Origin of the sequence: Alteromonas sp. C1M14 (assembly GCF_018860965.1) — a bacterium.
Classification (GTDB): domain Bacteria; phylum Pseudomonadota; class Gammaproteobacteria; order Enterobacterales; family Alteromonadaceae; genus Alteromonas.
In genome coordinates this window covers 176,962-197,219 of the sequence record NZ_JAHKQF010000002.1, presented here as the reverse complement: position 1 = coordinate 197,219, position 20,258 = coordinate 176,962, and the positions used below count along the sequence as shown (strand labels likewise).

Sequence of the window (20,258 nt, the reverse complement as noted above, 5' to 3'; positions counted from 1 at the left end):
TTCTGTCTAGCTTAGGGTAAAGGACGAAACCACGACAAAAACACGAGGGCGCAAAAGCAGAAGCTTTTGCGCCTTTTTGTTTAGAACATCCAACTGTCTGGATTTTCTGGTGCTTGTTGATTTTCCAGTGCTTTCATACCTTTTACGCATCGGATAATTAACCATACTACCCAGAATAATATTACAAACCATCCTATAATAATAATCGACAAAAGAGAGCCAACGAACAGATATAGGAAACCTATCCAGAAAGTTCTAATTTGGAATTTATAATGGGATGCTAACCACTCTGGTGCTTCTGACTTATTAATATAAGCCATCACCACACCAATGATGCCAGTTATCCCAAAAAAGAGACCGACCAAATAAAGTATATAAACAATTTTTGCGGTGGAATCTGATGTTTTTGTTACTTCCGTGGGTGCTTCATTCACCTTATTTCTCCTTTCTATAAATCCTACGAACTTATACGTGTTGTTATGCCCACAATGGACTTAGGGTTGTGTTCTTGCCTAGAGCTAATTGACGGAAGGTAACCAGAGGGATAAACGTGTCAACATACCGTTGAATGCTTCCATGAAATTACACGCTAAGCGCATTTACGCTGCGTTCATTGCTGATCCGTCAGATTAGATAGTTGGTCGCTGCAAACTCACTCGCGTTAAATTTGAAGCACCTTATTAATATTGCAGGCTTTATTATAAAAAGCAACGTGTTAGAAAAATAAAGTAATAATTAAGTACTAGCCACGAATTAAAAGTCATTTTTTATATGATGTTTTATTAAAAGGTAATATCCCACTGTACCCGATAACGCCACTTATCAAGGGTAGTTGATAATGGATCATCATAATCAAAACGGGTGACGTCAGCGGTGATTTTGTTATCGTGGCCTAAGATAAACCAATTCAACGCCAACGCTTGCTCAGACTGGCGCACACTGGTTCTGGAGTCAGGCGTATATTGTGCATACCGAGCGGCTATTTCCAATGCTTTTGGCCATTGGGGTATTAACTGATGGGCCAAATATCCGGCTTGGACATAGTAACCGCGCAATGTCCGTCGTTCGCCCGTTGCAGCGTCGGTGATTTCTTTTTCATGATATTCGCCCTGACTGCTCACGCCTTGATATCGATAGGCAATATCAACAGCATACTGCTTAATATGATATTGGCCATCAGTGCCTTCTTCCATACCGGCAATAACGCCGCCACCGGCAGAGGAAAATCGGGTATAACGAGAACGATTCCAAGCGCGGCTGAAACCTAAGCTGGCCCTAGGTGATTGTGAAAAGCCTAGATCACTGGCAGTGAAGGGCACTTGTTTGCCCAAAAAATTCCATTGCAAACGAGCGAAATACAGCGGATGGTGATCATCATCGCTGTGGGCACCACGGCCAGAGCCTGTACCTACACCTGCCCAATAATTGAAATCTGCCATACCGCCAGCATCAACATGGCCATATACGGCGCCACCAAGTTGTCGGTCAATGGTGAAATGACGATTAATGATCGACCTATCTAACATTTGCTGGCCGCCACTACTAATACTTCTTTCCCTTGAGTATTCAAACTTCCATTGACCCACTTTAAATTTCAACCAGTCTGTCTTTTCTATCATGATGCGATAATCGAGTAGCGTGTTGCTGCTGATATCGTATTCAGCTGAAAATTTGAGCCAGGGCTTGATGCCATGTCCTTTGGCTTTTATCCGTGCGCGATTAACGCCCAATTGTGTTTCGCCATCGTTAAGGTAATCGTCCTTAATCACAGGCTGATCATCATCGGGCGAAGCATAACGAAACTGTATTCGTCCTTGTATAAGGATGGCATTGTTGCCGTCATTCGATTCAATGGCGATCCCTGGATCTCCTGATGACACCGTATAGCCATCGGCATAACCGTCACTATGTGAACCCATTGAATAAAGACCAAGCACTACTGAAAGTGTTGAAACTGTACGCATAAATAAAAGATACCACGCTAGATTGGAAGCAAGTGTAAAGCACTTATTTAAATCTTCAACAGCACTGTCATATTTGTGTCATAAGTTAATAGCAACAAATGCAAATAAAGGTTCACTACCAACAGCAAGAGGCGCGAGCAGTAGCAACTAAAAAAAGATAACTAAGCACCGAGCGCTACGTAAATTCTGTGACCGGTTGTCGCCATAATACCGCTAGATTTTAAACTCACGCACGTTCAATAAAGCCCAGACATAGCGCTGAGCCAACATAAGTATGTAAGCCATCACGCACGACAAAAGCAACAGCACAACTGGTCTGGACTTATAAAATGGGTAAACTATGCAATTGCGCATAATGTATATTATGTTAAATAGACTATATTTCTATAGTAAGGCATACACAGGACGCTATGATTTTAACTGGCGTTGTAAACTGGCTACCTCAGCCACACTAAAACGGCTTGTTTACCCTATTTAGCGTTAGCCACTTTATAAAAAACAATCGGACCTTTGCTGTGTTTTTCTTGGCACAAACCTGAAGATGATTACTGTATAAGTCGCATCAACGTTAACTATGATTTGTGTAAAACCCGCAGGTAGATGTGCCCTGGTGTTTCGTGTATTGCCGGCTTGTCGTCTTTGCCAATTAGCCTTTATTTATGATTAGAACAATCACCGCTAAAGATGCAGAATTTAATCAGTAATGGTAGCCGTGCCTTTTTCAAAGCAAAAAAGCCCTGATCCTCTAACAATGGTGAATTCAACCAAAATTCGAGTGATATGATTTACCTGTAGTGTTAACGCAGATGAGAACTCAAAGCTTCGATATGATTAGGCCGCTAAAGGACGTTACTTAGTGTGCATATCCATACTAGATAACAAATAACGGTGGCACGTTTGACAGCGGCATTACCGTAATAGATAGTACTGCTTCAAGGCTTAAATTTGGTTAACGGCGCTAAAAACACCTAATTAATGCTGCGTCACGCAAGATAATTGGGATTATCATGCGTGACGCTAAAACACTGAGCACATCAACTGCACAACAAGCATTTAACTCGCTACACCTAGCTAGCAATACCTGCTTTTTTTACTTGGCAATACATGCCATTTTCATACTATTTCTCTGTACTCCATTGTCTTAGCCTTAGGAAGATTTACACTTTTGCCATTAGACTGTATATTTATACATATAAACCGTGCTACCCGAGCTATCTTAGTGATACACACCATGGGTTTTCTTAAGAGCAATTAGTGATTTACCATGAATGAGACTATGCGTGTTACCACCAAGGCTTTTACCGATACTTATAAACATGAAGTAAAACGCTATTTTTCGGATATTTTCACCAAACTTCCTCGTAACACCCAACGGGCCTACATCAGTGATTTTAATGAATTTGCGGTGTTCTGCGAGCAACACCAGTTATCAGGTTTTAACGATTCTATGGCAAATAACGAGGCCTGCATTAAAGACTACGTATCCTGTTTGTGCGAAAGCCCCCTTGCCTACCGAACAATCAAAAGACGACTCAGTGCATTAAGTAAGTTTTTAAAAATCGCCTGTTTACCTAACCCCATTGTGCAATCAGTCTATCTGCGAGACTTTATTAAACTTTCTTTGGTGGAAAATCAAAAATACGCTCTTAGTGAACACCAAGCCACTGCACTTACTGTGGATTTGTTAGATAAAATCAATGAATCAATCATCCCTGATAACCTGTTAGAAATGCGAGATTTAGCCATTGTTAATTTGATGTTTGACGGGCTTTTGCGTGCCGATGAGTTGGTGCGGGTGAAACTAGAACACATAGATAAAAGGAATAACGCCCTACTAGTAATCACCTCTAAATCCGACCAATCAGGGCAAGGCTCATACCGCTTTATTTCTTCAAGTACGATTGACATGATTAATGAATACGTCAATGAAGCCAATTACGATGGAATTAATCGCACAGTAAGATCGACGGAGGATCCCCGCCGCATTAACAAAGGTATTTTATTTCGACGGGTGTCTAATCGTGGCCATGCCCTACTTCCCTATGAAGAACACCAACACAACACACAGCAACATGTTTTAGAATATTCAAGTATCTACCGCGTGTGGAAACGAGTTGCCAAAAAAGCGGATATCAAAGAGAATATTACTCCCCACAGTGGCCGTGTTGGCGGTGCCGTCTCCTTAGCCGAACACGGCGCCACATTGCCGGAAATGCAGTTGGCCGGCGGTTGGGCGTCACCGGAAATGCCAGGCCATTATAGTCGTCAAGCTAATGTGAAACGTGGCGGTATGGCGAAGTTGGCAGCTAAAAACAACCGCTAGCCTCAAATTGAACAAAAAACGATTTACTTTAGTAATTGTTATATTGTAACATAGCGCGCCGTTTTTAGATGATGGCAAACCTGTTCTTTGTCGTGTGCTTTACTTGTTTAAAGCTTTCATAGGATCTTCATAGATGACCAAAACTCAAGCGTTAACCGATAAGTTGTCCATTGGCTTGTCTGTGGCATGTACCATTCATTGCCTTGCATTGCCGCTTTTAATGACCATCGTTCCTGCCATGGCAGCACTTGGTCTTGACGATGAACGCTTTCATTTTTGGATGATCATTGCCGTCATACCTTGCAGTGTATTGGCCCTTGCTCACGGTTGTCGCCAACATAAAAAATATCCATTAATTGCGGTGGTGGCTACTGGTCTCACACTGCTGGTATTAGCGTTGTTTGCCGGCGAACGTTTTGGCGAAGTGGCTGAAAAAATGTTAACCGTTACTGGTGCCTTATTTGTGGCTACGGGCCACGGTCTTAATTATTGGTATTGCCGCAAAAGCAAAAAAGACAACTGCGAATGTAACTAGGCGGGCAAGTTACCGTTTATTTTTTCTCTCATAATTAAGCAGGGCAGTATAAAACCTTTTTCACCGCCCTGCTGTTACCATCCCTTTTTTAGCTAGTAGGTTAATTTACCTCGAATGGGATAATCATTTTCCGGATCGCGAATAAAGCCTAACCCACTCACTAACGTATCGAGTTTTGGACGCACAAAAGGTGCGTTCGCAAGTTCAACAATGTGCACGCGTCCTTCTTCGTTTACCACAAATAATGCTGGCTCTGAAAAGTTGTGATCGGTTTCTTTATCTGATCGGGGCTCTGAAATATATAAGCCTAACGATTTCATCTGTGCTTCTGTTAGTCCGTAGGCAATGGGATAATTGATATCAATTTCTTCAAGATGTTTTTGTAACTGTGACTGTGAGTCAGCAGAAACGGCAATGATATCGACACCTACATCAGCAAATTTTTCCGTATACGTTGCGATTTCGCTGAGGTACTTAGTACAGATAGGACAATGTTTACCCCGGTATACAAAAATGGCTTGCCAATCAAAGTCATTTCTTGGGTTACCTAGTAGCACTTCACTACCATCGTAATTGGTCACTTTAATGGTAGGAAAGGAATCTCCTGCATTTATCTTCGATGACATATACACCTCATTATTTAATTTACGTCGTGTTTGCGCTGGGTATTTGCGTCAAAATCCCACAAATACAAACTACTTAGTGGCTTATCAGCAAGCCATAATGAACAAACTTGCTTACGAGCAGACTCGAGCCTAAGATTTAGCAAGTTTTCAAACCATTGATTATATTGCGTTATTTTAACAAAATAGTTACGCGTAACCTATTGGCGCTATTCGAAACATGGGTTTATTAAAAAAACGGACAAACCACGGCTTTTCTCCCGTAAATGGTTTACTAAGCTAGCCGTAACTCGGATAATAAACGTCTTTTTCGTTATGGCATTATTATGAAGTATTTCCCATTAGTTCCATTAGCCTTAACAACAGTGCTGCTATCGGCTTGCAAGCCAGAAAACAACATGGCAGGCCTAGATCGGGTTTATAACAAACCCGTTTCCGCCGACTGTATCGCCAGTTCCATTCAAGGGCAGCCCTTTGTAAGTCATTTCTCCCTCACCTCTGCAGAGGTTTTTCGCTTTCAAATGGAGGGCTATGAGGTAAGGATGCTTAACAAAACATTGGACGGTAAAATATCGGGTTATGCCATGACCGTCGATGGCATGCATAAAGGCGATGAGCCCAACGATTTTTATAAACGGGTTCGGGAAATGGAAACCCTGTTATATACGAAAATAACGCAGACTTGTTACTAGAAACCGTTATCAAGTCTTTTTACGCCCCCAGCTTTTTTGCAGTTAGGGTTATTTCAAAAGTAGGAAAATAGAATGAAAAAAGGGATCGTAGTCATTGCTGGCGCATCAGCGCTAGCTGCATTTGGCATGTGGTTTACCCAACACAGTTATCAAACGGCAGTGGCCGATGCGCTAGAACGTAACGCAGACTCTTACCAGGATCTTGGTATTGATATACAAAAAAGTGACCTTGCCTCGTCTTTTGTTAGTCTTGAAGATGTATATACCGTTACGCTTACTGAACAGTTTTTTGAAGATTTAGACCTGCCCGATCTTTATGGTGAATCCTTTGATGTCACCATCAATAATGTGTGTAGTGTTTACCCCTTTTATATGTCTTGTCACAACGAAATTTCGTTGCCTGACGACGTTATCCCTGAGGATATTGTCGAGAAGATCAATGGGTTTTCCTATGATACTGGCTGGAGTTTTAGTCCATTAACTAATTCCGTATCCAGTTATGTTAATACCAGTAAATTTACCTTAGATAATGAAGGTGATCCGGTAAAATTTGAAGCGTTAACCATGACGTCTAATTCGGATCTTGCGTTTGAGCAACTGACCATAGATTTGAATTGGGGTGGCATGGCGGTTAGTGAGAGCTATAGCAATATGTCTATTGGTAACCTTAGCCTTAATGCAGATATGACCTTATTAAGCGGGATCACCTATATTGGTACATCTTCTGTTACCGTCGATGATATTCAATTAGGCAGCGTTAATGGCGAATCATTTTCTGCTGATACAATCACTGTATCGAGCGCCTCGTCTGAATACGAAACCGATAAATATGACGTACAATATTATGTCAACTCTCCAGCAATGGCCATTAACGGCGGGTTAATGCCTGTTGAATTAACCGAGCTTTCTATGGATATTCGGTTATTTGGCTTAAGTGAAAAAGCGTTAGAAATGATGAATTCATTTCAAAATAATGGTGCTTCAGAACAAGAAGTTCTCACCAACATGCTTAACGAAATGGGCAAAAATGAGCCCGGTTTTGTTATTAATGATTTCTCTACATCTGTAAATGGTGTGCCTGTGTCCTTAAACGGCGAGATTACCTTTGATAGCTTTACCGCTAATGATATCGATACGGGTGAAATTGCGGCTAAGTCCAATGCGCAGGTTAATGCCAGCGTAGGCAAAGATGTGGCATCCGCCCTCCCCCAATTAGTACCGATTCTTGAGCAATATACCCAAATGGGCATGGCAACTAAAGACAGCGAAGGTAATTACACCACCGAAATTACAATAAAAGACAGAACCCTAAGTGCAAATGGCACAGTTCTTCAGCAGTTTTAATCAATTGAAGTAATAAAAAAAACCGCCAAATTTGGCGGTTTTTTATTGCTTTTAGAACAACTTAACCCTTAGAACTGCATGGTTACTGACAGTTGTAAGCGACGTGGGTTGTAATATTCACGAGGCTCACCAAATGTCTCATTACTCACATAAGGGTCGTAGCTATAACCGGTTTGTTTATTAAATACGTTGAACAGATCAGCACGGAATTTAAGGGTATAGTCACTGATATCCCAATCTTGGGTATAGTTTAAATCCACTTGCCAATGGCTGGCACCGCGACGACTTCCGGCGGGTTCAGCGTAGCGGCTAATACTGGATGAGTAACCGTATACCGTACCATCCCACGCTGTCCAAGCTTCACCAGATTGGAAAATAAAGTAAGCACCAATATTCGCATCCCAATCAGTGGTGTAATAACCAAAGGCTTTTAGCTTATGAGGTTTATCGCCAATGAGATTACCATAGCGATTATCCCATGGCATACGCCCTCTTCCATCACCATAATAGGATGAACCGATAAAGGTGTTAGCATCGTTAGTGGACGTGGTGTTGTCTTGGTCAAAGTTACCGTAGTAGTGACTCCACGTGTAAGAAACGTTTAGGTAAGTACGTTCACCAAACCATTCCGCTTCCGTGCTCCACTCCCAGTATTTGGTCTGACCTTCGTCAACTTCAGCTACCACATAGGAGGAACCACCCACTTCCGCTCTTAACTCATCAAGGTTATCAATGTATAACCCCTGTTCGGCGATGCTGTCCGGTACTGAACCACCTTCGTAATCACCGTATAAACGGGCATCATTGGGCATATCTTCCCAAAAATGGCTACCGTAACGGAAACGCAGGTGTGAACGAAGCATCAGATTATTGCTAACGGCCCGGGTGGTACCAATGGTGTATTCATCGATACGACGGGGACTCATGTTATCGGCAAAGAATTTACCCGAAGACCCTGCTTTGGCGCCCGAGGTGAGATAATTTCCGTCTTCATCAAACTGAACTTCAATAGTCGCTCGGGAGTTTCTGTCCCAAGACGCAGCACGGGCCAATGAGCTAGCATTGGGGTTGTAGCTTGCATAGTTGGCAAATACGGTACTTTCATTCTGGTATTCCCAGGTAACCCCTAAACGGGGTTGGATCATGTCTTTCCAGTCCACCGTATACATTTTGTATTTGTGACCCGGTGCAGTTTCCCAACCAGAGACGTTACTACTATTGGCTTTTAGGCCTTGTCCGTAATAAACATCTTTAGATACCAAAACACCGATGTTGTAGGTGAAATCACCGTGTTCGATGCTGTCGTTAATCTCAAAATTATAGGATTCGGAAGAGGAAATAATTGATGGTGTGACATCGCCATCAACGGCTAAGCTCATTTGCTGTACTGCCGCGACGTAATAAGCCCCTGGATATTCATCATCTACACCGCCCACATAGCTGATAGTTCCCCAGCCATTAGACAGACGGGCCAGATCTTCAGTACTTTCTGACCATTTTGCTCCAACATGAATGGTGTGGTACATGTTGCCCCACATTTTTTCTGTGTCAAAGGCCAGTTCAAAACTTTCCCGTTCAAAAGACTGTCGATTGTATTGAGAATAGGCGCCGACGCCACCGCCACCGGCATAGGAGCCGTCGTCATCAATATAGCCATACTGATCAATTAGGCCGATTGCCCCGGCATTGAACTGTAAGTCTTCATCGGTTAAATCATCACCTGTACGCAAACTCGGTACACTGAAGTAACCCAATTGATCCAAACTGGTGATATCCAGTGAATTACCAATAACCGGCGTGATACCGCTTAATTCGACATCAGGCGTGTCGATAAAGTCTTCTTCGTATTTACCGTACTTAAATGAAATACTTGAATCACCAAGCAACCAAGAACCATCAACAGAATAGATATTTAGATTGGACTCAGACCCCACTGAAACAGAATCCGTTTCATATTCGCCAATAGACGACCCTGTTACCGTGCGTTCTGAATCACGAATACTGGCATTAAGCAAAATATCGTCGGTAGGCGCCCAGGTTAATTTACCAAAATACTCATTACGCTCACTGCTGTAGTCTTTTGTTGGGCCGTATGCTGTGGTTTTACTACTGCCATCAACTTCAGGACGATAGAAAGACCCATAGAAAAACAACTCATCTTCAATAAGGGGGCCACTTACAGAGCCGACAATCCAGGTTTGATCCGTATCTTGTATTACGCCATCTTTAGGTGTGGCAGAAAATGATGAAGGCTGAATACGATATTCTAAACTTCCGTGAAATTCATTGGTGCCTGATTTAGATACCGAATTTACAGAGAAACCACCTGAACGGTTAAAACCAATGGCTTTAGCTCCACCGCGGTCCACCGATACGTTAGCAATATCGTGAGTAGAAGGTTCGGAAGACAAATTGCCGAACATGGGCATGGATAAATCTACGCCATCAAAACCATAACTGTTATCAGCACCCGAACCACCGGCCGATGGACCTAATGTGCCGTTTTCTGAATATTCCACACCAGGTAATATTTTCAGCATATCCCGATAGGTCTGCCCTGTGGGCAAAGACTGCAATACCTCAGCACCAAATGAATTGGTCAAAGATGAGTTACCCGTGGTAACAAAAGGGCTGCCGGTAATGGTGATGACTTCGGTATTATCCGGGGAATAGACAAAGTTAATGGATGACGCTTGCTCTAGTAATACCTGGGTAGTAAACGCTTTTGTTTGGCCATTGGGCAACGAAAAAGACACCGTGTATTCACCGGGTAACAAAAACGGCATAGTAAAGGTACCGTCCTCTCGGGTTGTGGCCGTACGAGGTTTTGGCATCACAGCGCTAGTAGCGATGATTTCAATACCTGCCACGCTGGTATTCATGTCTCCTGCTTCGACTTGTCCTCTTATACTACCTGTTTGTTGCTGAGCCATGGCGGGAGCAGAAAGTACCGCAGTGGCTAAACAGATAGGTGCAATTACATTAACGGGGTTCCAAGCTTGACGGATTTGCTTACTAAGATAGCAAGCAGCAAAACGTGCTCTTTCCATTTTCATAGTGATACCTGTTGTGTTGTTCTGGTTATTCTTTGAATATTTTTTTTATTATATTAACTCATTTAACAGCCACGTAAGGATATCGTCAAGAATAGTTTTTTCTTACATACAGGAATATCTGTAATATTTTATGTTTAGAATAGAGCGTTTACCTTAAAGGTATTACCATGGTGCTTTTTAATCCCATGCGCTTAAATCCGCAGAAACAAAGGTAATAGACTTGTTTCTTTCCTTTTATAGTGGCGCTTTTAGAGGACTTTAGAAAATCACGGCATAGACGTAGGTTATATGCTCAAGAATGAAAGGAATATGTAAACAGACCGGGATTTTCTCAATAATCCCAGCGATAAGTAAGTGTTCTTTACTTAAATTATTTATTCAAAACTTAGAGGTTTCAAGAATACTGACGGTGACTTTGGTGAACATTCGAACTATTTGTGCACGTTTCCCGTAGCAACACATAAGATTGAATATAGAGGAATGCACCATGACATGTGAAATTGACACGAAACACGCAAAGTTACTTATTGAGATCCTCCAGCAATCTGATCAATGGATCTTACAACCGGAAAAAAAATCCCCGTTTGAAAGTAAAAAGGCCGCGTATGCATATTTGGAGACAAATAATGAACCCTTATATATTCGCGTGCCAATTACCAATAGCGATGAACAAACCTATGTAAGAGTAAGTAGCGCAGGGGATGATCTTGAGTTTCAAACCGTTGGTTTTGATAATGTTCAAAAAACGAAGCTGCACCATTCCCACCTTAAATTAATCGAAAGTACGGTTACCGATATGGTAAACGCGCAACTTCCTGCGGGACAAAAGGCGGCTTCGTTCTAAAAGAATTAGACCTTCACTGCCAGTACATCAATTTTTACACCATGCATTACCGCATTGGCGGTAGAGCCTAGCAGCAAACGCACCCCACTTCTGCCATGGGTACCTATGACAATGAGATCTGCTTTGAGTCGCTCTGCCGCTTCATGAATTTCGTCTGCGGCCGCCCCGACCACTACATGGGTGTTAGTACTCGATATACCGTGTTTCGTGGCAAGATCCTTGAGCCGGGTTTTCGCCTGCTGGCAAATTTCATCAGAGTAATCCGTTTCTAAAAATAAGCCGTACGGCTCAATACTGGTTTGTGGATACACAACATAAATAAGATTGACCGTTACACCATCGCCAGCCATGTTTAATGCGCGCTGTATAACCGGTTCATAGTCTGAGTAGATGTCTACTGCCACTAGGATGGATTGGTAACTTTTCATTGTTAGCTCCTTTGTTATGGCTCAGTATAGTGTACCTTTGTGCCCTCAATGTTGATTGACATCAATTTTAAACCGCTTTTGTTTCTTCTTCGATTCTAGCCAGATGACTTTGTGGCATAAAGCTACGTGCACTGGCTTCTTGTACATGCAATTTAAAGGGGTCAGGCACCGCCTCCCCAAGCAATGCACCTCGTTTAACTAAGGGGAAAATTTCGTCATAACGGCGCACTTCAGCATGATTGATACGGCGAAAAACATGGGTACGATTTAACCGGTCATGGGAGCCATGCCCTGTGGAAGATAAAATATCCATAAATGCATTAACGGTTTTATTGTGGAATTGGCAAACCCTGACACTTTTATCCTCTACCACTAAGCCGCGAGCAAGGGCTGGGTCTTGGGTCGCCACACCCGTTGGGCATCGATTAGTATTACACGATAACGATTGCACACAACCTAATGCCAGCATCATCCCTCGTGCAGAATTACATAAATCAGCACCTAAACTTAGGTTTTTCACGATATCAAAGGCAGTAATAATCTTACCGGAAGCGATAATTTTTATATGTTGACGCAAATCGAACCCCATTAAGCAATCATCGACGAATGCCAAAGCTTCGCGAAGGGGAAAGCCAATAGAGTTTGCGTATTCTAGAGGCGCAGCGCCAGTGCCGCCTTCACCGCCATCGACAGTGATAAAGTCGGGGTAAATCTCTGATTTTGCCATTGCTTTACATAAGGCTATAAATTCACTTTTTCTGCCAATAGACAGTTTAAACCCTACTGGCTTGCCACCACTCATCTCCCGCAGCTGTTGGATAAAATCCATCATTTCAAGCGGGGTTGAAAAAGCCGTATGCCGTGGTGGTGAGTCAACTTGAGTACCGGGTTTTACGCCTCGTACCTTAGCGATCTCGGGGGTATTTTTATCCGCAGGCAAAATACCTCCGTGCCCCGGCTTGGCGCCCTGAGACAGTTTAATTTCTATCATTTTCACATTGTCATGGGTGGCTTTATCGGCGAACGCCTGAGGGTCAAAGGTGCCGTCTTCATGGCGACAACCGAAATAACCCGTACCAATTTGCCACACCACATCGCCACCGTTATCTAAATGATAGGGAGTGAGGCCACCTTCACCGGTATTATGATAAAACCCTCCTTTGGCAGCACCTTGATTCAGTGCCTTGACTGCATTTGCACTTAGTGCACCGAAGCTCATGGCCGAAATATTCAGAATACTGGCTTGATAGGGTTGGCGACAAAACGGACCACCGATATGGACTCTGGGGTTTTCATCCATTTCATCAATTTCCATTGCAGAAAGGGAATGCCCAATCCACTCATAACCGGCTTGATAGGTGTCAAGCTGTGTACCATAAGGTGAGCTATCGAGTACATTTTTAGCACGTTGATACACAATCGCACGATGCATGCGGCTAATGGGTTTACCATCGATGTCAGATTCAAGAAGGTACTGTTGAATAAAGGGCCGCAACCCTTCAATAAACCAACGCCCCCGCCCTACTAAGGGAAAGTTCTTTAAGATGGAGTGTCGGTTTTGATTGACGTCATAAACCGCCGTAAGTAAGCACAATAAGGTGACCGGTAAAAGCCACACAAATCCGGAAACAAAAAGGCTTAGCAGCAAGTTAACAACAAAGACGGCCAGTAACGTATAAATTATTCGGTGATGCATTTTTTTCTCATTGTGTCTGCAAACTGATGTAGGGTATGTATTTTACCAAGAAGAGGATCATCAACACGCTGACTTGCCTCAAATTTGTTATGAATGGCAACTTAGTTTAGTTTTCTCTTAGGATTTACAAAACTTATCCGTTCAAGCATGCTTATGCTGTGAGCTTAACTTATTTTTCTTGAGCAGTAATTTAATGGAATATCTTTTTCTACTTTTTGCCTTTATCTGTGGTCTTTCAGTCAAGCTTATAGGCATTCCGCCTTTAGTGGGTTTCTTAATAGCCGGGTTTGTTTTAAACGGCTTAGGTTACGCGATGACCGACCAACTTCAGCAAATTGCCGACCTGGGTATCACCATTATGCTCTTTAGTATAGGTCTTAAGCTAAATGTTAAAGACTTAAGTAAACGGGAAGTCTACCTTGGCAGCACCTGCCATACACTCATATGGGTTGGCCTTATATCAGCTGCCCTTTATGGTGTTGCCGCACTATTTTCCTCATTCATGGGCGACTTATCTTTTACCAGTGCCATTCTCATCGCTTTTGCCCTTAGTTTCAGCAGTACCGTGTGCGTATTTAAAGTCCTTGAAGAAAGTGGCGAAGCAAAAACCCGCCATGGTAAATTAGCCATAGGCATCCTGGTGATGCAAGATGTCTTCGCAGTACTGTTTTTAGTGGCCGCTACCGGCAAACTCCCGTCGGTCTGGGCATTTGCCTTACTTGCCATTATTCCCCTGCTGCCGCTACTGAATAAACTCATTGACCGTTCTGGACACGGAGAATTACTGCCCCTCACAGGCTTGGTGTTCGCCTTAGGCGGTTACCATCTGTTTGAATTGGTAAACATTAAAGGCGACTTTGGTGCCCTCTTAATGGGCATCATGCTAGCCAAGCACGCCAAAGCCACAGAGTTATCAAAATCGTTAATGGGTTTCAAAGATCTATTTCTTATTGGTTTTTTCTTATCTATCGGGCTAACCGCCTTGCCAGACTTCAGTATGGTAATGGCAGCAGGCGTATTATGCGTCTTTATCGTCGTTAAATTAGCCCTGTTTTTTGGTCTTTTGACAGCATTAAAATTACGGGTTCGTACTAATTACCTCACGTCTTTGATCATGAGTAACTACAGTGAGTTTGGTCTGATCATAGGCGCATTGGCAGTCAGTCAGGGGCTGTTAGCGCCTCGTTGGTTGGTTATTATTGCCCTTGCCGTATCATTTTCCTTTGTGATCACTAGCATTGCTTATCGTTCTAGTCATTCACGGTATTTAAAAATTAAGTCCCACCTTATACGATTTGAGCGCAAAGAGCGTTTACCGGGGGATCTTTACCCTGTGGTTTCTCAAGCTGAATTCCTTGTCATTGGTATGGGCCGTGTGGGATTAGGGGCATTTAATTCACTCAATAATCTAGCAGGCAAATCGGTTTGGGGAATGGATGCCGATCAAGGGAAGATTCGTACGTTAAAAAAACAAGGGCTCAATGTCATTTGTGGTGACGGTGAGGATATCGATCTGTGGCAGAATATCGATATATCGGGGGTGAAACTTATCCTACTGGCCCTGCCTTCAATTGAAGATGCCATTAATATCACCCATCAATTAAAGTTTAGTGGATATCAGGGCAAGATTGCTGCCATCGCCCGTTATGAGGATGAAGTGCAAGCGCTTTTAAACCAAGGTGTGGACAAAGTATTTAACTTTTTCACCGAAGCCGGCCTTGGTTTTGCCGAAGAATCATTAGCTTATGTCAATACCACCGTGTTTCCCCCAAACACCCAATAGTAAAAGAGGACAACATGTGAATCATTATCATTTTCATGTTATTGTTTTTTAAAGTATTTTTTTGATTTAGATCAGGTTTTAGTCTATCCTTCTGGTCATATCAAATTAGGGGCACATTATGAAAGGCGATAAACAAGTCATCGCAATACTGAACGAAGTATTGACCAGCGAGTTAACGTCCATCAATCAGTATTTTCTACATGCACGTATGTTCAAGAACTGGGGCTTTGGCGAGCTTAACGAAAAGAACTACAAAAAATCCATTAAAGACATGAAGCAAGCCGACGCAGTTATCGAGCGCATTCTTTTTCTTGAAGGGTTGCCAAACTTGCAGGCTTTAGGAAAGCTGTATATTGGTGAGGACACCGTAGAAATGCTTCAGTGCGACAGTCGCTTTCAACTTGAGCAACTGCCGTTGCTAAGACAAGCCATTGCGTTATGTGAAGAAAAACAAGATTACGTTAGTCGGGATCTGCTTGAAGATATTTTAGAGTATGAAGAAGAGCACCTCGACTGGATAGAAACCCAAGAATATCAAATTTCTACTATGGGTTTAGAGAATTACTTGTTACATCAAATCGAAGGGGATGAATAATGAAAGGTAATCAAGCGGTTATAAAGGCCCTTAACGAATTACTATCTTTTGAATTAGCAGCGATGGATCAGTATTTTATTCATTCTCAGATGTATCTCGATTGGGGCTTAACGAAATTGTACGAGCGTATCAATCATGAATTTGACGATGAAAAAGGTCACGCCACTAAGCTAATTGAACGAATGCTGTTTTTAGAGGGTACGCCCGACATGCAAACTCGTACCGGCTTTAAAGTAGGCGAAGATGTGCCTGCTATGCTTGAAAGTGACTTACGAGTAGAATATGAAGTCGATGCGAAGCTGAAAGAAGTGATTGCTTTGTGTGAAACCGAACAAGATTATGTCACCCGAGATATGCTCATTGTTCTGCTAGATGATACCGAAATGGATCATGCCCACTGGTTAGAACAACAATTAGGACTCATCAAGCGATTAGGCTTACCCCTTTATATGCATTCTCAAATGTAATTATCGGCCACAGACACCCATTGACTAATCAGTGTGTGTCTGTGGTGAAAGTAAATATTTTAGGATCCGCGAGCCCCTTTATATGCATCAGCATTTGCCATTGCATTTGCGGTTCGCTGCAACTCCCTAACATAAACCAACCTGACCACTGGCCTGGGCTCATTTCTTCCACGAGCACAGGGATTTTCCCCATATACATGTTTATCCCCTCAATCCAAACACTTTCGATTTCATATTGTGGATCTAAAGAAAACTGAACGGTAATGGTTTCTTCGGCTTCGGGTATAGTCGAAAACGTCGCCTTAAGACTGGTGGTACCCACCGCTAGCTCGCAAGACAGATCATCAAAATGACACTGGGTTGAAGAATGGGGGTTGCCCCTTGACTGAGTGGACATTTTTTGTGCAACATAAACCCCAGCGGCTACAATGAGGATAAGTGCTGGAAGCAGGTACTTTTGCAACGTTGTTTTTAATCTCATAGTTCGTTTAATGCATAACTAAGCAGTATTTGTTTACGACCTTTGACGGAGATCAACCCCGACTAGTTTATGGTATCTTTTTGTAAATAAAAATCTTATCATCCGCGTACCAATGGATCTGTTAATAATAATACCATCTTTGATGGGTAAAATGTTAAGCCTGCAACTTTACATTTACCTCTGATAAGCAATCCGTGGAAAACCCATTTATCATTGAAGTGGAATATCAATCAAATGAGTGAAATAAGCCAAGCACAACCTGATTACAATTATAAAATAGTCAGGCAATTTACCATCATGACGATAGTCTGGGGTATCATAGGAATGGGCCTTGGAGTATTTATTGCTGCGCAATTATTTGCTCCTGCACTGAACTTCGATACGCCTTGGTTAACGTTCTCGCGGTTACGACCTTTACACACCAATGCGGTTATATTTGCCTTTGGTGGATGTGCCCTCTTTGCGACTTCATACTATATCGTACAACGTACCTCACAAGTACGTCTGTTCAGCGATAAACTTGCCGCTTTCACCTTTTGGGGATGGCAAGCAGTGATAGTTTTGGCGGTAATTACGCTACCTATGGGTCTGACTACGACCAAAGAGTACGCGGAATTAGAATGGCCAATTGATATCCTGATCGCACTGGTGTGGATTGCCTATATCATTAACTTTTTCGGCACCTTGGTGATTCGAAAAGTCTCCCATATCTACGTGGCAAACTGGTTCCTTGGCGCCTTTATGCTTACCGTGGCGGTGTTGCATATCGGCAATAGTATGGCCATTCCAGTGTCGTTTACTAAGTCATACTCCCTGTATGCAGGTGCAGTGGATGCCATGATGCAATGGTGGTACGGACACAATGCCGTTGGCTTTTTCCTTACGGCTGGATTTCTTGGCATGATGTACTACTTCGTCCCCAAACAAGCCGGTCGTCCAGTTTATTCTTATCGCTTATCCATCGTTCACTTCTGGGCGCTTATTTCACTTTATATATGGGCCGGCCCTCATCACCTTCACTACACTGCGTTGCCCGATTGGACCCAGTCATTAGGTATGGTGATGTCGATTATTCTATTTGTTCCATCCTGGGGTGGCATGATCAACGGTATTATGACGCTTTCTGGAGCATGGCATAAGTTGCGTACCGACCCAGTTTTACGTTTTTTGATTGTTTCCCTTTCATTCTACGGCATGTCAACATTTGAAGGGCCAATGATGGCCATCAAAACAGTTAACGCCCTATCCCACTATACCGACTGGACCATCGGCCATGTTCACTCTGGCGCGCTTGGTTGGGTAGCCATGGTATCCATTGGTTCAATTTACCATCTTATCCCCGTACTGTTTGATCAGCGAGCCATGTACTCTACTCGCTTGGTTAATGTGCATTTCTGGTTAGCCACTATCGGCGTCGTGCTATACATCGTTGCCATGTGGATGTCAGGTGTTCTGCAAGGCCTTATGTGGCGCGCAGTGAATGCCGACGGCACACTCACCTATAGCTTTGTAGAATCGTTAGAAGCGTCTAAACCTTTCTATGTGGTGCGTTTTATAGGTGGTTTATTTGTTGTTGTTGGCATGCTTGTAATGGCTTACAACACATGGAAAACCGTGCGTGCGCCAAAAGGCAGTATTGCAGTTGAACCTGCAGCACAAGCAGCATAAGGGAGAGTCGTAGTGAAAAATCCACATGAGTTAGTCGAAAAAAATGTCGGTTTACTGACGGTTCTTATCTTGGTGGCCATCAGCTTAGGCGCCATGGTGCAAATTACTCCGTTGATGTTTCAACAACAGGTTATGGAGCCGGTGAAAGGCCTTAAGCCTTACACCGCTTTGCAACTTGAAGGTCGCGATATCTACATTCGTGAAGGTTGCGTTGGTTGTCACAGTCAAATGATCCGTCCTTTCCGTGCAGAAACGGAACGTTATGGTCATTACTCTGTCGCCGGTGAATCAGTTTGGGAACATCCTTTTTTATGGGGTTCAAAACGTACGGGGCCTGACTTAGCTCGGGTTGGCGGTCGATACAGTGACGAATGGCACCGTGTCCACCTACTGAACCCTCGTAACGTCGTACCTGAATCGAACATGCCTGGTTTCCCATGGTTAGCAGAAAATACGCTTACCGGTGAAGACACAGCGGCAAAAATGACGGTATTTCGTGGTTTTGGAGTGCCTTACACCGACGAAGATATTGCTGGTGCAAAAGAAGCAGTTCAGGGTAAAACCGAAATGGTCGCCCTAATTGCCTATCTTCAGTCCCTCGGCACATATTTGAAATAATATGGATCAGGGAATCATTGGCAGCATATTTACTGTCGTCGTATTTGTTTGCTTTATCGGCGTTGTCTGGTGGGCTTTTAGCGGTCACAACAAAAAGAAATTTGATGAAGCCGCTAACCTTCCTTTCGCCGATGAAGTGAAAGAAGAATCAAAAAAAGATAAGCAGGAGTCTTGAACTCATGAGCATGTTTTGGACAATCTGGATCTCAGTGATTACGCTGGGAACCATAATCGGCTGCTTCATCTTGTTGCGTTGGACATTGGCCAACAAAACAGGTGTTGCAGAAGGCGAAGGGATGGGACACGTTTTCGACGGCATTGAAGAAATTAACAATCAATTGCCCCGTTGGTGGACCATTTTATTTTACGTTTGTATTGTATGGGGGTTTGTTTATTTGGCCCTCTACCCGGGTCTAGGATCTTTCCAAGGTTTGTTGGGTTGGAAAAGCTCGAATCAAAATATCCAGTCTCTAGAAGAGTCAGCCCAAGCCAGGATTGATGCTAAAGAGGCAGGAATGTTAGTGGCGTATGACCGCGAACTAGACAGAGCAGCAGAAGAATACGATCCAATTTTTGAAGCCTATGCACAAATTCCAGTTGAAGAACTGGCAAAAGATCCAGAAGCGGTAAAAGTTGGACAGCGTTTGTTCTTACAAAACTGCTCTCAGTGTCACGGTTCTGATGCCCGTGGCGCCAATGTAGGCTTCCCTAACCTCACCGACGATGATTGGTTATACGGTGGTAGCGGCGCTAAAATTGTAGAAACACTGACCTTGGGTCGTCAAGCGGCCATGCCTGCTTGGTTAGCCACCATGGGCGAAGACGGAATTAAAGAAACCGTCGCCTATGTGTTAAGCCTTAGTGGTCGTGAGCAAACGCCAGAGATGGAAGCCCTTATCCCTGCAGGCCAAACCCGCTTTGCGGTATGTGCAGCCTGTCACGGTATGGACGGAAAAGGCAACCAGATGCTGGGCGCACCTAACCTAACCGACAATATCTGGCTATACGGTTCTTCTGAACGTTCGGTTACTGACACCTTGGTGTACGGCCGTAACGGTGTGATGCCGTCGTTTAAACAAACCCTAGGCGATGACAAAATTCATGTAGTCGCTGCCTACGTGTATAGTTTATCTCATTAATC

The 20,258-nt window shown here is 43.2% G+C and carries 19 protein-coding genes; 12 read left to right on the top strand and 7 right to left on the bottom strand.

Features of this window, described 5'->3' with window-relative positions; translation table 11 throughout:
• Positions 1-80: 80 nt before the first annotated feature.
• Positions 81-434, bottom strand: a complete 354-nt coding sequence (locus KO501_RS01440) for a hypothetical protein (RefSeq protein ID WP_216027861.1) — start codon at positions 432-434, stop codon at positions 81-83.
• 348 nt (positions 435-782) lie between these two features.
• Entirely contained in the window at positions 783-1,919 is a 1,137-nt protein-coding gene (locus KO501_RS01435) for an OprO/OprP family phosphate-selective porin (RefSeq protein WP_216027860.1), read from the bottom strand.
• Positions 1,920-3,228: 1,309 nt separating this feature from the next.
• On the opposite strand from KO501_RS01435, the gene KO501_RS01430 reads away from it, so the two are divergent.
• Positions 3,229-4,287 (top strand): tyrosine-type recombinase/integrase, encoded by a 1,059-nt coding sequence (locus tag KO501_RS01430; protein WP_216027859.1) that lies wholly within the window; start codon positions 3,229-3,231, stop codon positions 4,285-4,287.
• A 133-nt stretch (positions 4,288-4,420) separates the two neighbouring features.
• A complete protein-coding gene (locus KO501_RS01425) occupies positions 4,421-4,822 on the top strand; it encodes a MerC domain-containing protein (protein ID WP_216027858.1) in 402 nt (133 codons plus the stop codon).
• A gap of 92 nt (positions 4,823-4,914) precedes the next feature.
• Here the strand turns inward: KO501_RS01425 and KO501_RS01420 are convergent, their stop codons facing one another.
• Complete coding sequence (locus tag KO501_RS01420; protein ID WP_216027857.1) at positions 4,915-5,448, bottom strand: peroxiredoxin family protein; 534 nt, start codon at positions 5,446-5,448, stop codon at positions 4,915-4,917.
• 323 nt (positions 5,449-5,771) lie between these two features.
• Here KO501_RS01420 and KO501_RS01415 point away from each other — a divergent pair, with 323 nt between their 5' ends.
• Complete coding sequence (locus KO501_RS01415) at positions 5,772-6,137, top strand: hypothetical protein (RefSeq protein WP_216027856.1); 366 nt, start codon at positions 5,772-5,774, stop codon at positions 6,135-6,137.
• A 72-nt stretch (positions 6,138-6,209) separates the two neighbouring features.
• Positions 6,210-7,481 carry a DUF945 family protein gene (locus KO501_RS01410; protein ID WP_216027855.1) on the top strand — a complete coding sequence of 424 codons (1,272 nt, stop codon included), beginning with the start codon at positions 6,210-6,212 and terminating at the stop codon, positions 7,479-7,481.
• A 68-nt stretch (positions 7,482-7,549) separates the two neighbouring features.
• On the opposite strand, the gene KO501_RS01405 is transcribed toward KO501_RS01410, so the two are convergent.
• Positions 7,550-10,537 (bottom strand): TonB-dependent receptor, encoded by a 2,988-nt coding sequence (locus tag KO501_RS01405; RefSeq protein ID WP_252728053.1) that lies wholly within the window; start codon positions 10,535-10,537, stop codon positions 7,550-7,552.
• Positions 10,538-11,024: 487 nt separating this feature from the next.
• Between KO501_RS01405 and KO501_RS01400 the strand changes: the two genes are divergently transcribed.
• Complete coding sequence (locus KO501_RS01400) at positions 11,025-11,381, top strand: hypothetical protein (protein ID WP_216027854.1); 357 nt, start codon at positions 11,025-11,027, stop codon at positions 11,379-11,381.
• A 5-nt stretch (positions 11,382-11,386) separates the two neighbouring features.
• On the opposite strand, the gene KO501_RS01395 is transcribed toward KO501_RS01400, so the two are convergent.
• Positions 11,387-11,809, bottom strand: coding sequence for a universal stress protein (locus KO501_RS01395; protein WP_216027853.1), 423 nt, complete (start codon positions 11,807-11,809; stop codon positions 11,387-11,389).
• 67 nt (positions 11,810-11,876) lie between these two features.
• A complete protein-coding gene (locus KO501_RS01390) occupies positions 11,877-13,505 on the bottom strand; it encodes an FMN-binding glutamate synthase family protein (RefSeq protein WP_216027852.1) in 1,629 nt (542 codons plus the stop codon).
• 193 nt (positions 13,506-13,698) lie between these two features.
• On the opposite strand from KO501_RS01390, the gene KO501_RS01385 reads away from it, so the two are divergent.
• The 3 genes from KO501_RS01385 to bfr (KO501_RS01375) all read left to right on the top strand — a co-directional run bounded on the left by KO501_RS01385 (position 13,699) and on the right by bfr (KO501_RS01375) (position 16,350).
• Positions 13,699-15,288: a cation:proton antiporter family protein gene (locus tag KO501_RS01385; RefSeq protein ID WP_216027851.1), complete on the top strand. Its 1,590-nt coding sequence runs from the start codon at positions 13,699-13,701 to the stop codon at positions 15,286-15,288.
• 118 nt (positions 15,289-15,406) lie between these two features.
• Positions 15,407-15,883 carry a bacterioferritin gene (gene bfr / locus KO501_RS01380; protein WP_216027850.1) on the top strand — a complete coding sequence of 159 codons (477 nt, stop codon included), beginning with the start codon at positions 15,407-15,409 and terminating at the stop codon, positions 15,881-15,883.
• The gene (gene bfr / locus KO501_RS01375; protein ID WP_216027849.1) at positions 15,883-16,350 is read left to right on the top strand and encodes a bacterioferritin; all 468 of its coding nucleotides are present in this window, start codon (positions 15,883-15,885) and stop codon (positions 16,348-16,350) included. Before bfr (KO501_RS01380) ends, bfr (KO501_RS01375) begins: the two co-directional genes overlap by 1 nt.
• A gap of 28 nt (positions 16,351-16,378) precedes the next feature.
• Here the strand turns inward: bfr (KO501_RS01375) and KO501_RS01370 are convergent, their stop codons facing one another.
• On the bottom strand, positions 16,379-16,831 hold the full coding sequence (locus KO501_RS01370; RefSeq protein ID WP_216027848.1) for a hypothetical protein: 453 nt from the start codon (positions 16,829-16,831) through the stop codon (positions 16,379-16,381).
• Positions 16,832-17,065: 234 nt separating this feature from the next.
• On the opposite strand from KO501_RS01370, the gene ccoN reads away from it, so the two are divergent.
• The 4 genes from ccoN to ccoP are packed head-to-tail and all read left to right on the top strand — an operon-like array spanning position 17,066 to position 20,256.
• Positions 17,066-18,499 carry a cytochrome-c oxidase, cbb3-type subunit I gene (gene ccoN / locus KO501_RS01365; protein ID WP_216027847.1) on the top strand — a complete coding sequence of 478 codons (1,434 nt, stop codon included), beginning with the start codon at positions 17,066-17,068 and terminating at the stop codon, positions 18,497-18,499.
• 12 nt (positions 18,500-18,511) lie between these two features.
• Positions 18,512-19,117, top strand: a complete 606-nt coding sequence (gene ccoO, locus KO501_RS01360; protein WP_216027846.1) for a cytochrome-c oxidase, cbb3-type subunit II — start codon at positions 18,512-18,514, stop codon at positions 19,115-19,117.
• Position 19,118: 1 nt separating this feature from the next.
• Positions 19,119-19,292: a CcoQ/FixQ family Cbb3-type cytochrome c oxidase assembly chaperone gene (locus tag KO501_RS01355; protein WP_216027845.1), complete on the top strand. Its 174-nt coding sequence runs from the start codon at positions 19,119-19,121 to the stop codon at positions 19,290-19,292.
• A gap of 4 nt (positions 19,293-19,296) precedes the next feature.
• Positions 19,297-20,256 carry a cytochrome-c oxidase, cbb3-type subunit III gene (ccoP, locus tag KO501_RS01350; protein ID WP_216027844.1) on the top strand — a complete coding sequence of 320 codons (960 nt, stop codon included), beginning with the start codon at positions 19,297-19,299 and terminating at the stop codon, positions 20,254-20,256.
• The last annotated feature ends 2 nt before the right edge of the window (positions 20,257-20,258 follow it).

What these genes read in the sequence shown, in the direction of transcription:
- KO501_RS01435 (WP_216027860.1), bottom strand. Translation starts at nt 1,919, where the DNA reads ATGGGTTCACATAGTGACGGTTATGCCGATGGCTATACGGTGTCATCA.
- KO501_RS01430 (WP_216027859.1), top strand. Translation starts at nt 3,229, where the DNA reads ATGAATGAGACTATGCGTGTTACCACCAAGGCTTTTACCGATACTTAT.
- KO501_RS01425 (WP_216027858.1), top strand. Translation starts at nt 4,421, where the DNA reads ATGACCAAAACTCAAGCGTTAACCGATAAGTTGTCCATTGGCTTGTCT.
- KO501_RS01420 (WP_216027857.1), bottom strand. Translation starts at nt 5,448, where the DNA reads ATGTCATCGAAGATAAATGCAGGAGATTCCTTTCCTACCATTAAAGTG.
- KO501_RS01415 (WP_216027856.1), top strand. Translation starts at nt 5,772, where the DNA reads ATGAAGTATTTCCCATTAGTTCCATTAGCCTTAACAACAGTGCTGCTA.
- KO501_RS01410 (WP_216027855.1), top strand. Translation starts at nt 6,210, where the DNA reads ATGAAAAAAGGGATCGTAGTCATTGCTGGCGCATCAGCGCTAGCTGCA.
- KO501_RS01405 (WP_252728053.1), bottom strand. Translation starts at nt 10,537, where the DNA reads ATGAAAATGGAAAGAGCACGTTTTGCTGCTTGCTATCTTAGTAAGCAA.
- KO501_RS01400 (WP_216027854.1), top strand. Translation starts at nt 11,025, where the DNA reads ATGACATGTGAAATTGACACGAAACACGCAAAGTTACTTATTGAGATC.
- KO501_RS01395 (WP_216027853.1), bottom strand. Translation starts at nt 11,809, where the DNA reads ATGAAAAGTTACCAATCCATCCTAGTGGCAGTAGACATCTACTCAGAC.
- KO501_RS01390 (WP_216027852.1), bottom strand. Translation starts at nt 13,505, where the DNA reads ATGCATCACCGAATAATTTATACGTTACTGGCCGTCTTTGTTGTTAAC.
- KO501_RS01385 (WP_216027851.1), top strand. Translation starts at nt 13,699, where the DNA reads ATGGAATATCTTTTTCTACTTTTTGCCTTTATCTGTGGTCTTTCAGTC.
- bfr (WP_216027850.1), top strand. Translation starts at nt 15,407, where the DNA reads ATGAAAGGCGATAAACAAGTCATCGCAATACTGAACGAAGTATTGACC.
- bfr (WP_216027849.1), top strand. Translation starts at nt 15,883, where the DNA reads ATGAAAGGTAATCAAGCGGTTATAAAGGCCCTTAACGAATTACTATCT.
- KO501_RS01370 (WP_216027848.1), bottom strand. Translation starts at nt 16,831, where the DNA reads ATGAGATTAAAAACAACGTTGCAAAAGTACCTGCTTCCAGCACTTATC.
- ccoN (WP_216027847.1), top strand. Translation starts at nt 17,066, where the DNA reads ATGAGTGAAATAAGCCAAGCACAACCTGATTACAATTATAAAATAGTC.
- KO501_RS01355 (WP_216027845.1), top strand. Translation starts at nt 19,119, where the DNA reads ATGGATCAGGGAATCATTGGCAGCATATTTACTGTCGTCGTATTTGTT.
- ccoP (WP_216027844.1), top strand. Translation starts at nt 19,297, where the DNA reads ATGAGCATGTTTTGGACAATCTGGATCTCAGTGATTACGCTGGGAACC.